Annotated in this window: 11 protein-coding genes and 1 pseudogene; 5 read left to right on the forward strand and 7 right to left on the reverse strand. The window is 67.1% G+C overall.

Annotated features, from left to right (window positions below; translation table 11 throughout):
- Window positions 1-167 precede the first annotated feature (167 nt).
- The 3 genes from D5S19_RS16915 to pdhA are packed head-to-tail and all read right to left on the reverse strand — an operon-like array spanning window position 168 to window position 3,748.
- Entirely contained in the window at window positions 168-1,508 is a 1,341-nt protein-coding gene (locus D5S19_RS16915) for a dihydrolipoamide acetyltransferase family protein (RefSeq protein ID WP_120024312.1), read from the reverse strand.
- Window positions 1,509-1,520: 12 nt separating this feature from the next.
- Entirely contained in the window at window positions 1,521-2,513 is a 993-nt protein-coding gene (locus tag D5S19_RS16920; protein WP_120024313.1) for an alpha-ketoacid dehydrogenase subunit beta, read from the reverse strand.
- Complete coding sequence (gene pdhA, locus D5S19_RS16925; protein WP_120024314.1) at window positions 2,510-3,748, reverse strand: pyruvate dehydrogenase (acetyl-transferring) E1 component subunit alpha; 1,239 nt, start codon at window positions 3,746-3,748, stop codon at window positions 2,510-2,512. Before pdhA ends, D5S19_RS16920 begins: the two co-directional genes overlap by 4 nt.
- Window positions 3,749-4,108: 360 nt before the next feature.
- Here pdhA and D5S19_RS16930 point away from each other — a divergent pair, with 360 nt between their 5' ends.
- Window positions 4,109-5,530, forward strand: a complete 1,422-nt coding sequence (locus D5S19_RS16930) for a M20/M25/M40 family metallo-hydrolase (protein WP_199730540.1) — start codon at window positions 4,109-4,111, stop codon at window positions 5,528-5,530.
- A gap of 88 nt (window positions 5,531-5,618) precedes the next feature.
- Here D5S19_RS16930 and D5S19_RS33800 read toward each other — a convergent pair.
- Window positions 5,619-5,811, reverse strand: a pseudogene (locus tag D5S19_RS33800) (transglutaminase family protein); the annotation flags it as partial.
- Window positions 5,812-6,003: 192 nt separating this feature from the next.
- Here D5S19_RS33800 and D5S19_RS16940 point away from each other — a divergent pair.
- The 4 genes from D5S19_RS16940 to D5S19_RS16955 all read left to right on the forward strand — a co-directional run bounded on the left by D5S19_RS16940 (window position 6,004) and on the right by D5S19_RS16955 (window position 11,168).
- On the forward strand, window positions 6,004-6,921 hold the full coding sequence (locus D5S19_RS16940) for an ABC transporter substrate-binding protein (RefSeq protein WP_120024316.1): 918 nt from the start codon (window positions 6,004-6,006) through the stop codon (window positions 6,919-6,921).
- A 22-nt stretch (window positions 6,922-6,943) separates the two neighbouring features.
- Window positions 6,944-7,903: an amino acid ABC transporter permease gene (locus tag D5S19_RS16945; RefSeq protein ID WP_120024317.1), complete on the forward strand. Its 960-nt coding sequence runs from the start codon at window positions 6,944-6,946 to the stop codon at window positions 7,901-7,903.
- The gene (locus tag D5S19_RS16950; protein ID WP_120024318.1) at window positions 7,900-8,673 is read left to right on the forward strand and encodes an amino acid ABC transporter ATP-binding protein; all 774 of its coding nucleotides are present in this window, start codon (window positions 7,900-7,902) and stop codon (window positions 8,671-8,673) included. Before D5S19_RS16945 ends, D5S19_RS16950 begins: the two co-directional genes overlap by 4 nt.
- 191 nt (window positions 8,674-8,864) lie before the next feature.
- Entirely contained in the window at window positions 8,865-11,168 is a 2,304-nt protein-coding gene (locus D5S19_RS16955) for an oxidoreductase (RefSeq protein ID WP_120024319.1), read from the forward strand.
- A 121-nt stretch (window positions 11,169-11,289) separates the two neighbouring features.
- Here D5S19_RS16955 and D5S19_RS16960 read toward each other — a convergent pair whose 3' ends face one another.
- Genes D5S19_RS16960 through D5S19_RS16970 form a run of 3 tightly spaced genes read right to left on the reverse strand, consistent with a single transcriptional unit; the run spans window position 11,290 to window position 13,936 of the window.
- A complete protein-coding gene (locus D5S19_RS16960) occupies window positions 11,290-12,036 on the reverse strand; it encodes an ESX secretion-associated protein EspG (protein WP_120024320.1) in 747 nt (248 codons plus the stop codon).
- Window positions 12,037-12,038: 2 nt separating this feature from the next.
- Window positions 12,039-13,337: a hypothetical protein gene (locus D5S19_RS32030; RefSeq protein WP_158605551.1), complete on the reverse strand. Its 1,299-nt coding sequence runs from the start codon at window positions 13,335-13,337 to the stop codon at window positions 12,039-12,041.
- Window positions 13,334-13,936 (reverse strand): DUF3558 domain-containing protein, encoded by a 603-nt coding sequence (locus D5S19_RS16970; RefSeq protein ID WP_233573988.1) that lies wholly within the window; start codon window positions 13,934-13,936, stop codon window positions 13,334-13,336. The genes D5S19_RS32030 and D5S19_RS16970 overlap by 4 nt, the downstream gene beginning before the upstream one ends.
- Between the last annotated feature and the right edge of the window lie 4 nt (window positions 13,937-13,940).

Raw genomic sequence — 13,940 nt, forward strand, 5'->3', positions numbered from 1 at the left:
GACCTCACGGGTTTCGACCGGAAGATCGTTTCAACTCATGGAACCGGTCGGCCGCTGAGGGGGAGCTGTGCGCCGAAGCCGGAATGTGACTATTTCCTTACCGGGGGCACACAAAGCAGTGCCGGAGTGGGCGAATTGCCCACTCCGGCACTGCTTTGTTCGGATTGTCAGTAGCTGATCGCGACCGCCGGATCGGCGAGCAGCGCACCGACGTCAGCAAGGAATTCCGAGCCCTGCTGACCGTCGATCACGCGGTGGTCGAAGCTCAGTGAGAGCTGCATCACCTTCCGGACCCGCACCTGTCCGTCCACCACCCAGGGGGTGTCCCGGATCGCGCCGACCGCCAGGATTGCCGATTCGCCCGGATTGATGATCGGCGTGCCGGTGTCGACTCCGAATACACCCACGTTGGTGATAGTGAATGTTCCGTTCAGCATTGCCGCGGGGGTGGTCCTGCCCTCGCGCGCGGTGTCGGTGAGTTCGGTCAGCGCGCCGGCCAGATCCTTGAGCGATTTCGTGTCCGCGTCCCGGATCTTCGGCACCACGAGACCGCGCGGGGTGGCCGCGGCGATTCCGAGGTGCACGTATTCCTTGTAGACGATTTCCTGCGCCGCCTCGTCCCAGACCGCATTGATGTCCGGAGTACGCCGCGCGGCGAGGCAAACGGCTTTTGCCGCGAAGGCGAGCGGAGTCAGTTTCGTCCCGGCGAACTCGCGAGATTTCTTCAGTCTTTCCCGCAGCTCCATCATCGGCGTGACGTCGATGGTGAGGAACTCGGTCACGTGCGGTGCGGTGTAGGCGCTCTGCACCATGGCCGCCGCGGTGGCCTTGCGGACCCCCTTGATCGGCACCCGCCGTTCCCGGGTGGCCGGGTCGTATCCGGCGGCCGGAGTGGCCGCGAGGGGTACGGCCGGCGCGGAGCCGTTGGCCGCGCGCTCGACGTCCGCCCGGCTGATCACGCCGCCGTCCGCGGTGCCGGTGAGCGAGTGCAGGTCGATGCCGAGGTCCTTGGCCAGCTTGCGGACTGGCGGCTTGGCCAGCGGCACGTACCCACCCCGAAGCGGGGCGGCCGGCGCCGCGGCGGCAGCCGGAGCCGGAGTGGCGACCGGGGCAGCCGGCGCCGCAGCGGCCACCGCCGAGCCCTTACGTGCTCGCCGTTTGGTCGCCACGGCCTTGGATCCGTAGCCGACCAGCGGCTTCATCTCCTCCTCGGCCGCCTCCGCCGGAGCGGCGGCGGCCGGAGCGGGAGCAGCCGTCCCACCCGGATCCACGTCCATCGTCAGGATCGCGGTGCCGACCTCCACCGTCTGCCCCGGTTCCACGTGCAGCTCGGTGATCACCCCGGCCCACGGGATCGGCAGCTCGACGGCGGCCTTCGCGGTTTCGATCTCGACCACGATCTGGTTGACCGTGACGGTGTCCCCGACCTGGACGCGCCAGGCCAGGATGTCGGCCTCGGTCAGCCCCTCCGCCGTGTCCGACAAGGGGAATTGCTTGTACTCGGGCATTACGGAACCCCCTTACCAGGACAGTGAACGGTCGACAGCGTGCAGTACCCGGTCGAGATCGGGGAGGTAGTGCTCCTCGAGCTTCGCGGGCGGGTACGGCGTGTCGAAACCGGTCACGCGCAGGACGGGGGACTCCAGGGAGTAGAAGCACTCCTGCTGTACCCGGGCGGCGATCTCCGAGGTCAGCGACGATTCCGACGGCGCCTCGCTGACCGCGATCAGCCGTCCGGTCTTGCGCACCGACTCGAACACCGGGCCGAGGTCCAGCGGCGAGAGCGTGCGCAGGTCGATGACCTCCAGCGACTTGCCCTCCTCCTCGGCGGCCGCGGCCGCGTCGAGCGCGACCTTCACCGACGGGCCGTACGCGACGACCGTGGCGGTGGTGCCCTCCCGCACGAGCTGAGAGGAGGCGACGCGGCTGGGCGTGGCGCCGGTGTCGATCTCCATCTTCAGCGCGCCCGAGTGGTACAGCTTCTTCGGCTCGAAGAACAGCACCGGGTCGTCCGAGCGGATCGCCTCCTGGATGCCCCAGTACGCGTCCGCCGCGTTCGAAATGGCCATCACCTTGAGCCCGGCGATGTGCGCGAAGAGCGACTCCGGCGACTCCGAGTGGTGCTCGACCGCGCCGATCCCGCCGCCGAAGGGCACCCGGATCACCACCGGCATCTTGACCTTGCCCTGGGTGCGGTAGTGCAGTTTGGCCAGCTGCGAGGAGATCTGGTCGAAGCCGGGGAAGATGAACCCCTCGAACTGGATCTCGCACACCGGCCGGAACCCGCGTACGGCGAGCCCGACCGCGGTGCCGATGATGCCCGATTCGGCCAGCGGCGTGTCCAGCACGCGCTGTTCGCCGAAGTCCTTCTGCAGCCCGTCGGTGATCCGGAAGACGCCGCCGAGCTTGCCGACGTCCTCCCCCATGATCAGGACCTTCGGGTCCTCTTCCATGGCCCGCCGGAGGCCGAGGTTGATCGCCTTGCCGATGGTGAGTTTCTGCAGCTCCATCAGTGCTCACCCCGATTGCGGATGCTCGAGCCCGCAAGCGACTCTTCGGGCGCGAAACCGTCGAGATAGGACAGGTACTCCGCGCGCTGCTGCTCCAGCAGCGGCGAGGATTCCGCATACACGTTGCTGAAGATCCGTTCCGGCGGTGGCTCGGGCATAGTGAACGTATGCTCGCGCAGCTGCGCGGCGAACTCGTCCGCTTCGGCCTGTACCTGGTCGAAGAACTCCGGCTCCGCCCCGCCGCCGCGGGCGAGGTGCGCCCGCACGCGCTCGATCGGGTCCTTGAGCTTCCACTCCTCCAGCTCGTCGGAGAGCCGGTAACGGGTGGGGTCGTCGGTGGTGGTGTGCGCGTCCATCCGGTAGGTGAACGCCTCGATCAGCACCGGGCCGTTTCCGTGCCGGCACTGCTCGAGTGCCCAGCGGGTCACCGCGAGGCAGGCGAGCACGTCGTTGCCGTCCACCCGGATGCCGGGGAAGCCGTAGCCACGGGCACGCTGGTACAGCGGCAGCCGCGACTGGCGCTCGGTCGGCTCGGAGATGGCCCACTGGTTGTTCTGGCAGAAGAACACCAGCGGCGCGTCGTACACCGCGCCCCACACGAAGCCCTCGTGCACGTCACCCTGCGAGGTCGCCCCGTCACCGAAGTAACAAATCGTGGCTTCGCCGTCGTCATCACCGACTTTGCCCTCGAACTTCTGCCCCATCGCGTAGCCGGTCGCATTCAGCACCTGGTTGCCGATGACGATCGTGTACGGGTGGAACCCGTGCGCCTGGTAGTCCCATCCACTGTGGTCGGTGCAGCGGAAGATCCCGATCAGATCGCGCAGGTCGACGCCACGGGTGTAGGCGACGCCGTGCTCGCGGTAGCTCGGGAAGGCCATGTCGCGAGGCTGTAGCGCACGGCCGGAGCCGACCTGCGCGGCCTCCTGGCCGAGCAGCGGAACCCAGATGCCCAGCTGGCCTTGGCGCTGCATCGCGTTGGCCTCGCGGTCCGCGCGGCGCACCAGCACCATGTCGCGGTAGAGGTTCCGGAGCGTCTCGTCGTCCACGTCCGCGACGTAGGGGTCGAACTGCGTTGACGGAACCCGCTGGCCTTCGGGGGTGAGCAGCTGGGTCAGCTCGGCGCCGCCCTCGCTCGTCGCGCGCAATCCGGCGATCACCTGCTCGGGAGAGGGCTGGGCCGCGATCGCGGCCGGGCCGTCGCCAGGCTCCGGGTGCGTCCACTGTTCGGACGGCATCGTTGTTCTCCTCGGTGTCGGCACCGCTGACGGCGGCTTGTGGCGGCCACAGCGACTGCACCGCCGGCGACCGGGGTGCCCTGGTTCGGGGCGCCGGAACGCCGTCGGCGTTGACGGTTCGTGGCCATATCCTGGCACGAGAACCGGGCGGATGGTGAGTCGCGGATGCTGATTTGTTGCTGAGAAATCCCGTCTGATCAGGGAAAACGCATGGAAGTCCGAGTGTGGGAGCCAGGACGGTCGGGCGGCCATCGGGCGGTTCACCAGCCCTTGGCGCCTCGCGCGGGCTCTGGATCGGACTGTCCGAACCGGAGCGCCGATCACGGCGGTGACCTCCGTCACCGTGGCAGGATGGCTGGTGTGGAACAGAAATCCGTACGTGAATCCGTGGTTTCGACGTGGACCGACGACATCACGCCGAGCCTGTCCGGGCTGATCGCGATCCCGGCGCTGTCCCCGGCGTTCGATGCGGACTGGGTCGCGAGCGGCCACCTCGCCGCCGCCGTCGAGCACGTGAAGACCTATCTGGAGGGCCGGAACCTGCCCGGCGCGCGGATCGAGGTCGTCCGGCTCGAAGGCCGTACGCCGCTGTTGTTCGTCGACGTGCCGGCTACCCCGGGCGCGCAGGACAAGGGCACCGTGCTGATGTACGGCCACCTCGACAAGCAGCCACCGGTCGGCGGCTGGTCCGAGGGGCTGGATCCGTGGACGCCGGTGCTTCGCGATGGGCGTCTCTACGGCCGTGGCTCGGTCGACGACGGTTACTCCGGGTACGCGGCCGCTGCCGCACTGGAAGCGGTGCACGCTGCCGGTGGCGAGCACTCGCGAATCGCGCTGCTGCTGGAAACCGGTGAGGAGTCCGGCAGCCCGGACCTGCCCGCGTACCTCGATCACCTCGGCCAGCGGCTCGGCGAGGTCAGCCTGGTCGTCTGCCTCGACGCGGGCGGGATGGACTACGAACGGCTGTGGCTCACCACGAGCCTGCGCGGCATGGTGCACCTCACCGTCACCGTGCAGCTGCTCGCCACGCCGCAGCATTCCGGGCTGGCCAGCGGGGTGGTCGCCAGCTCGTTCCGCGTGCTGCGTCAGCTGCTGGACCGGATCGAGGATTCGGCGACCGGTGAGATCAAGCTGGCCGAGCTGAACGTCGAGGTCCCGGCGCGCAGGCTGGCCGAGGTCCAGGCCGTGGCCGAGGTCGCGCCGGAGGCGTTGCACCGAGTGTTCCCGCTGGTCAGCGGCGGTAAGACGGTGTCGGAAGACGCACTGGAGCTGCTGCTGAACAACTACTGGCGGCCCACGCTGTCGATCATCGGCGGAGACGGCCTGCCGCTGCCCGCCGACGCCGGCAACGTGCTCCGGCAGAGCACCACGCTCACGTTGAGCTTCCGCCTTCCGCCGACCGCGCAGGCGGACGCCGCGCTCGCCGCGATCAAGCGGGCGCTGACCACGGACGTGCCCTACGGCGCGTCGGTGACCATCGGCGAGGACCAGCAGGCGGAGGACGGCTGGAACGCCCCGGAGGAAGCGCCGTGGCTGACCACCGCGCTGCGCCGGGTGAACGACGAGGTGTTCGGGCGTCCGCACCGCGCGGCCGGGATGGGCGGGTCGATCCCGTTCATGGGGCTGCTCGGCGAGAAGTACCCGGACGCCCAATTCCTGGTGACCGGTGCGTGCAGCGCGGACTCGAACATCCACGTGCCCGACGAGTGGCTGAACCTGGACTACGCCCAGCAGGTCACCGAGGCTGTCGCGCACTTGCTCGACGCGCACGCCCGCCGCTGATGTGGTCTGTGAAGGGACCCTTCACGGACTCTGCGTCCGTGAAGGGTCCCTTCACAGCCTTTCCTCTAGTTGCGCCGGTGCCGGGCTGGGCGAGGCGGGTGAGCTGGATCGAGACGTCCAAACTGGACTGACCGGCGCCGGTGAAGATTCCCTTCAACGGCGCCACGTCCGCGTAGTCCCGGCCGGTCGCCACTCACGTGCCGTGACCCGACGGGGATCGCGTTGGCCGGGTCGTAGGCCCACCAGCCACCGGTCCACACGTCGACCCAGGCGTGGCTCTCCCGGGGGTGCTGTTCATGGTGGCCATCCTCACCCACCGTGCCAGGTCGCCGCGACCGGCATGACACAGCCTGTCCGGTGTGAAACTCCCCCGTAACACAGGAGACCTGTGCAGCCCCGCTTACGAGTGGCAATATGCGTGTTCTCGACTTGTGAGAACTACGAGGAGTGACGAAGTGGCCCGAGGACACCAGATGAAGGCGCTCGCCCTTCTCCCGGCTTTCGCGCTGGCAGGCCTGACCATGGCCTGCGGCGCAGGTGGTAACGGCGCGGGTGGGACGGACACCTCGGCCACCGCGGCCCCGGGCGGTGCGGAGAGCGTGCCTGTCGCACAGAAGGATGCCGCGCTGGCCGCGCTGGTGCCGGCGGAGGTGAAGGCGGACGGAAAGCTCGTGGTCGGACAGGACCAGACCTATCCGCCGAACGAGTTTCTGGACAACGGGAAGGCGGCCGGTTTCGACGTCGATCTCGGCACCGCCGTCGGCCAGGTGCTCGGGCTGACCACCGAGTTCCAGAGCGCCTCGTTCGACGGCATCATCCCCGGTATCTCGGCGAAGAAGTACGAGATGGGCATCTCGTCGTTCACCATCAACGCCGAGCGCACGCAGACCGTCGACATGGTCTCCTACTATCGCGCGGGTACCTCGCTGGCGGTGCTCAAGGGCAATCCCGAGGGCCTTTCGGTCGACAATCTGTGCGGCAAGAACGTGGCCGTGCAGAAGGGCACCACCCAGGTCGACGACCTCGGCAAGCGCAACGAGGCGTGCACGAAGGCGGGCAAGCCGGCCATCAACATCACCCAGTTCCAGGCGCAGACCGACGTGAACCTCGCGCTCACCGCCAAGCGCGTGGCGGCCGAACTGGCCGACTCGCCGGTGATCGACTACGCGGTGAAGCAGACCTCCGGACAGCTCGAAGCCGTCGGCGCGCCCTATGACACCGCGCCCTACGGCGTCGTGCTGCCGAAGAACAGCGGCGAATACGGCAAGGCGGTGTCCGGCGCGATCCAGAAGCTGATCGGCGACGGTACCTACAAGAAGATCGTCGACAAGTGGGGTCTGTCCGGGTCCGGTGCGATCACCACCTCGGAGATCAACCCGGCCGCTTCCTGAACGAGCTGAGGATCTAGTACTCGTGTCCAGTTCCCCCGGCCCTGCCGAAACCCGGCAAGAGGTCAACACCACACCCATCAAGGCCATCCCGGTCCGGCATTACGGCCGATGGGTGGCCGGCGTGATCATTCTGTTCCTCGCGTTCATCGTGATCCGCAGCGTGGTCACCAACAGCGCCCTGCAGTGGTCGGTCGTCGGGCAGTTCCTGTTCGACGACCGGATCCTCAACGGGGTCCGCAACACCTTGCTGCTCACGGTGATCTCGATGGCCATCGGCATCGTCGGCGGCGTGCTGATCGCGGTCATGCGGCTCTCGCCCAATCCGCTGATGTCCGGCGCCGCGGCGATCTACGTCTGGCTGCTGCGCGGTACTCCGCTGATCACCCAGCTGATCATCTGGAACTTCCTCGCGCTGGCCTACTCCCGGATCGGCCTCGGTATCCCGTTCGGTCCGACTTTCATCAGCTGGGACACCAATACGCTGATCACCCAGTTCACCGCATCGCTGCTCGGGCTCGGGCTGAACGAGGCGGCGTACATGGCCGAGATCGTGCGAGGCGGTATCCAGTCGGTGGATTCCGGTCAGCTGGAGGCCTCCTCCGCGCTCGGCATGAGCCGCGCCAAGACACTTCGCCGGATCGTGCTGCCACAGGCGATGCGGGTGATCATCCCGCCGACCGGCAACGAGACCATCTCCATGCTGAAGACCACGTCACTGGTCGTGGCGATCGGGTATTTCGAGCTGATGGTGTCGGCGCAGACGATTTACGCGCAGAACTACAAGACGGTGCCGATTCTGATCGTCGCCGCCGCGTGGTATCTGTTCATGACGTCCGTGCTCACGGTGGCGCAGTACTATATCGAGAAGTATTTCGCCCGCGGTACTACACGTCCACAGCCGCAACAGCGGAAATGGGGCACGAGAATGCTTGGCTTCCGTTTCGGCTCCGGTTCCGCACAGGGCGGAGGTGGCGTGGCGTGACCCCGGTCGTTTCCGCGCAGAAGGTGTGCAAGAGCTTCGGCTCCCTCGACGTGCTCAAGGGCATCGACCTCGAAGTGCACGAGCGCGAGGTGCTGTGCCTGATCGGCCCGTCCGGTTCCGGCAAGTCCACTTTGCTGCGTTGCATCAACCACCTGGAGAAGATCGACGCCGGCCGACTGTACGTGGACGGCGTGCTGGTCGGTTACCAGCAGCGTGGCGACAAGCTGTACGAGCTGCGGGACAAGGAGATCGCCGCGCAGCGCAAGGACATCGGCATGGTGTTCCAGCGGTTCAACCTGTTCCCGCACATGACCGCGCTCGAAAACGTGATGGAGGCGCCGGTCCAGGTCCGCCGCGAGCCCAAAGCGCAGGTGCGGACGCGGGCGTTGGAGTTGCTGGAGCGCGTCGGCCTCGGCGACAAGGCGGCCGCCTACCCGGGCCAGCTCTCCGGCGGTCAGCAACAGCGCGTCGCCATCGCGCGGGCGCTGGCCATGCAGCCCAAGCTGATGCTCTTCGACGAGCCGACGTCCGCATTGGACCCGGAGCTGGTCGGTGACGTCCTCGGCGTCATGCGTCAGCTGGCGAAGGACGGCATGACGATGGTCGTGGTGACCCACGAAATGCAGTTCGCCCGCGAAGTGGCCGACAAGGTCCTCTTCATGGACGGCGGTGTGGTCGTCGAAGCGGGCCCGCCGGAACAGGTGATCGGCGATCCACAACACGAACGTACGAAGGTGTTCCTTTCCCGGGTGTTGAACCCGAACGCTTGATCCAGGACCCGGGCGGGCCGTATCACGGTGCGGTTCGCCCGGGTTTGCTCGTTTGTGCGGCGGTTGCGCACAATGCGTCGCCGGACGCGCACTTTCCGCCACCGTCTGGGCCGGGTTACTCCAACAGCCCCTTGCCACCGCGCCTTCTATCCGATTCCCTGTTAGGCGAACACAGGGGGGAGAAGGCGCACGTGCCTACCGACACGACTTTGCCGCCACTCGATCCGTTTGCCGGGATACCGGACAAGCGCTATGAGGTGAAGGCGGCGGACCTGCTCAAACCGGGTACCGGCGGGCTGCTCCGCTGGCGGCGGCAGGCCACCAATGCGCCCATTGTCGAGGTCCAGGACGCTTACATCACCGGCACCTTCGATTTGCGCGCGGCCGATCTCAACTTCCTGTTCCGGTTCGAACGCTGCCGCTTCGAGCATCCGCCGGACGTGCGCGAGGCCACGCTGCTGGGGCTGGTCTTCCGCAAGTGCTGGCTGCCCGGGCTCAAGGCGCGCAACCTGCGCAGCCGCAACGACGTGCGGTTGATCCGCAGTATCGTCGAGGTCGCGCTGGACGATCACGAGGCCGAGGAGACCACGACGATCCAGCGCGGCGACGATCGCGAGCGGGGCATGCCCAACGCCGCGATCAACCTCACCGACGCGGTCGTCGACGGTTCGGTGGTGCTCACCCGCACCACGATCCGGCATCCGAGCGGCAAGGCGATCCAGGGTGACCGATTGGTCATCACCGGCGCGTTGCTCGCCTACCGGATGGTCGCAAAGGGGGAGGTTCGGCTGCCCGGTATGCGGACCGGCGGCAATGTGAACTTCTCCGGGGCCACTTTGGACAATCCGGATGGCTTCGCGTTGAACGGCAACGGCCTGCACATCGGCGGCAGCCTGCTCTGCGAAGTGGACAACTACGGCCGGTCGAGCGGGCGGAAGCGATTCACCGCCAAGGGGATTCTCTACCTGCCAAGCGCCACTGTGGACAGTGACATCGTGCTGCGCGAGGCGCGGCTCATGGTCGACCACAATGGACCGGTGGTGATGGATGCGTGGAAATCCGGTGATCCCTACCTCGATCCGCGCCCAGCGCTGGTGGCCGACCGGCTGAAGGTCGACGGCAACCTCGAACTCTCGGACGGCCTCCGAGCGTTCGGCACACTCCGGATGGTCAACGCACGCATCGGCGGTTCCCTGCGGCTCGCCGGCGCCGAAATCACTGTGGTGCGTGGTACCGCGGCGCCGTTCTATGACCGCGCCCTGCATTTGGACGGCTCGAATATCGGCGGTGACATAGAGGCGACGAACCTGCGGGTCCCGGTCGGGCAGTTGCGGCTGGCCGACGTCACCGTGGGCGGCAACGTGCTCGCGTGGAATTCGAAGTTCCTGCATCCGGGGCGGGATGCGTTCTCCGCGCGGCGGGCGAAGATCTCCGGTAATCTCCATCTCACCGATGCCACGTTGAAGGGCACGTTGCGGCTGCAGGGCGTGCAGGTCGGCGGGAGCGTGAACCTGTTCGGCACGGTGCTGACCGAGCCCAGTGTGCGGAATTCGAGCAGTTTTTCCCTGGATATCCGCACCGCCCGTATTGGCCGGGATTTAGTGCTCACCGAGAACAAGGATCGCCCGTTCCGCGCCGAAGGCGGGGTGAATCTGGATGGTGCGCAAATTGCTCGCCGAGTGGATTTAAAGGGTGCCCAGCTCACTTCCATCGAACAGCATGGAATCGCGCTGGATGCCAGCGACGTGACGGCTGATGAATTCGTTCTCTCCCCCGCCGAACCGCCGGTCGGTTCGGTCCGGCTTCGCCGCGCGCACTGTGGAACACTGACCGACAACGAAACGATCTGGGCCGCGTCCGATGGTTTGGAACTCGACGATTTCCGTTACGATGCCTTGAAGAACGACATCGCACTGGATGACGATCGTGCCCTGAACCGCCGGATCTCCTTGCTGCGCAAGGCTATGCGGGGCTACCGTCCGGGCCCCTACGACCAGCTCGCCGCGACCTTGCGCGCCGCCGGGAACGAGGAGCACGCCTCCACCGTCGCGTTGCGCAAGCAGCAGTTTCGCTATGAGGCGCTGGCAAAGGGGTTCAAGATCTTCGGCCCCGGCGTGCGGGTGTGGAGCTGGCTGCAGCGGTCGATGGTCGGCTATGGCTTCCGCCCCGTGCGCGCGCTGGGCTGGTTGTTTACGCTGCTGGTCCTCGGCAGCCTATGGTTCGGCCTCGGCTCCGACGATTGCATACGCGACCCCGGCCGCTACGCGGTGAGCGGCCCGCGGTGCCTGGTCAACCAGCAGGACACCGGAATGCAGTGGAACCCGGTGATCTACACGGCGGACCTGCTGGTGCCCATCGTCGACTTCGGGAACAAGTCACGCTGGTACATGCACGACGCCGACAACTGGGTGGCGACCGGCTTCACCGCCTCCGGCTGGATCCTGGCCACCACCGTCGCCGCCGGCGTAAGCCGCATGCTGCGGCGGGAGAGCTGAGCTCGCCGGTAGGGGCCTTTGACGGGGCACCGCGGTCGCTCCGCGAGAGGCGGCGTGACCGGCCCGTCCGCTCCAGCCTGGTGTTGCGAACGGACCTCTCCCGCCACTGCGCCGGAATGGGTCAGTGGAGGTTGTGCAGGAGTGCGTGGAGTTGCGTGATCATTGTTTGGGGGCGGGCTGGTGCGACGTTGATGTAGCGGTCGTAGCCGGGTTCTTTGCTGAAGGTGAACAGGTAGCGGCCGTGGTGGGTGTCGTAGTAGGTGCAGGTGTTGTGGCTGCTGGTCCTGCGGCGGCCGAGTCGGTCGCGGGTGGTTGCGGTGATCTGGCCGGCGCCGGTGCGGGGCAGCATGGCCACGTCCAGCACCCGCCGTACGTCGCGACGCGCCGGGGCTCCCTCGGCGGCTTGCCGCAGATCGGGTTCCGGCACCGACATGGCTGGCCCCGTCGCCGGGGGCAGGGTCGGCAGTTCGCTGATCAGCTCCTCGGCGAGTGCGTCGGGCCGGGCCGGGCGTAGCAGTACCCGCCCTGACGCGGGTACGTGACAGGCGAGTACCGCGTCGGGTCCGGTTGCCGCTACCACGAGCCGGTAGTGGCGGGCGGGGCGGGACTCGATGGTGGCCGAGAGTTCGCTGGTTCCACGGCAGAGCACGGTCATGGTCTGTATGAAGTCTTCACGTGGCCCGCCGCGGCCCCAGGCACCGTGCTCGGTAAGGCTGTGTATCGCGGTGTCGCGGTACTGTCTGGCTTCTTCTGGGTCTCGCCACAGCGGGTCGGGCGACAGCGCCGCTGGGAGTGGGACTCCGGCCAGTTCCGCCGCGAGTGGGAGGCAGTCGGCGGGCAGCACCAGTTCACGATTGAGCACGTGCATTGTCAGAGCCCGATCACCGGTGGGGCTGCTTTGGGCAGCGTGCCGATCAGTGCGTCGTCCGGGTCGGCCTCGAGCAGGTAGTCGGCGCGTTTGTGCTCGGTGTCCTCGTCGCCCTTGCCGCTGCGGCCCATCCCGCCGCTACCCATCCCGGGCGACCCGGCCCGGCCATGGGTGCCGGCGGCACCCACGGTACGTCCGCTGGCGGACTCGGCGTTCCCGGGCGTTCCGGCGCCGGTGCCGGCCCCACGCCCGAGACCGCTGCCACCGCCGTTGCTGTTGCTGTTGCCGGCCCCGCTGTAGCCACGTCCGCCGCTGCTGCCCGAACCGCTGCCGCCGCCGTACCCGCCGGTGCCACCAGGCCCGAACCCGCCTGGCCCGAACCCGCCTGGGCCGAACCCGCCTGGGCCGAAGCTGTTGCCGCCGACGGTGCCGTTGCTGGATCCGCTGCCCGGGTAGCCATCGGCAGGAGTCCAGGCACCAGGGGCCGGTGTGCTGCCTGGTGGGGTGTAGCCGGATGTGGTGGTGGTCTCCGGCACCTTTCCGTGGAACTGCGGCGCCCCCGGCTCGAGCCAGCCCTGCTGCGGGGTAGGCCCGGTGCCGTTCGAGGACCCGCCGACGTGCGAGCCCGCATGGGAGCCGGGAACGCTGCCGGGGCCGCCGCTGTAGCCGCCCGCGTGGCTCCCGCCGCTGCTCCCGGTACCGCCGGTCCCACCCGGCGTGGAGACCGACGGCAGGTGCCCCGTCCCGGCGCCTCCGGGCTGGGTGACCGAGAAGTCCCCACCGGCCGAGGGCATGGCCAGATCGCCGTACTGGGACGGATCAGCCCAACGACCTGAATTGTCGGACGACTGGCCGTGATAAAGACCGTAACCCTCAGTGACGATTCGGGCTTTCTTGTCCCATTCTTCGATTTCGTGGGAACGATTCGAGAGGAAGGACAGCGGTGTATCACTCACCCAGTCGTCAGCGGGCCGGTCGCCGATAGTGCCCACGGATTTGATCTTGCCGTCGAGGTCTTTGAACGAGTTTCCCTGACCGGTGTAGAGCTGATTGGCCTGTTCAAGGTGCTGACCGCTGACCTTCGAAGCCTGCACCATCGGACCCGCACCGGCATAGGCTTGGCCAGCCGAATCGCCTTCCCAGTACTGGCTCATCTTGCCCTGGAGTTGCAACATGTCGTCGGCGATATCGTTGTGTTCCTTGGAGAGTTCGGTCGCGGCGACCGCGCCGTCGTACATGCCGGCCGACCCTTTGCCACGGTTGACCAAGTCCACGATCTGCTGCGGAGTCAACGCCATCATGCACCAGCCTTGATCGTCGTCACTGCGGCTTCAGCGATTTTCGTTACCAGCGAACATGGGTCGCCATAGAACGGCGAACTCTTTCGTAGAAGGCTTGATACCGTAAACGTCTCATTGTTCGTGACGCCGACGGCAATCTGGCAGCCGCCGCTCTTTCGACTGTCATAAACGGCGGAAAAAGCGGCTGGATAACCAGATACTGCAGGGGAAACTTCGAAGTATCCACCGCCTGCATCTATGCTATTCTTGTAAGTGGTTGCCAGACCTCCCTGTCCAGGGAGGAAACCCAGGCTGATGCCACTGTTGTCGCTGTCGAACCAGGTGCACATGGGAGCGACATTGCCGTCGTCTTTGCTGCTTCGTGCCGCCCCTATGACCTGTTTGGCTTGCGTCGAGGTGAGTGCGGAGCACGGATCTTGTTCGTATTTGGCGACATCAAGCGGGCTGGTCACTTGTGGGACCTGGGGCCCAGCGCTGGAGGGTGACGCAGGTGCGCTGGCGGAAGACTCCGGACTCAGCGTTCCGGGTGTGGATGAGCAGGCGGCGGCGACAAGCAGTAGCAGACTGGGGGCAACGATACGGACGATAGTTTTGGTCACAGTG

The organism is Amycolatopsis panacis (genome assembly GCF_003600245.1).
GTDB classification, from domain to species: Bacteria; Actinomycetota; Actinomycetes; order Mycobacteriales; family Pseudonocardiaceae; genus Amycolatopsis; species Amycolatopsis sulphurea.

What these genes read in the sequence shown, in the direction of transcription:
- D5S19_RS16915 (WP_120024312.1), bottom strand. Translation starts at nt 1,508, where the DNA reads ATGCCCGAGTACAAGCAATTCCCCTTGTCGGACACGGCGGAGGGGCTG.
- pdhA (WP_120024314.1), bottom strand. Translation starts at nt 3,748, where the DNA reads ATGCCGTCCGAACAGTGGACGCACCCGGAGCCTGGCGACGGCCCGGCC.
- D5S19_RS16940 (WP_120024316.1), top strand. Translation starts at nt 6,004, where the DNA reads ATGAAGGCGCTCGCCCTTCTCCCGGCTTTCGCGCTGGCAGGCCTGACC.
- D5S19_RS16960 (WP_120024320.1), bottom strand. Translation starts at nt 12,036, where the DNA reads ATGCACGTGCTCAATCGTGAACTGGTGCTGCCCGCCGACTGCCTCCCA.
- D5S19_RS32030 (WP_158605551.1), bottom strand. Translation starts at nt 13,337, where the DNA reads ATGATGGCGTTGACTCCGCAGCAGATCGTGGACTTGGTCAACCGTGGC.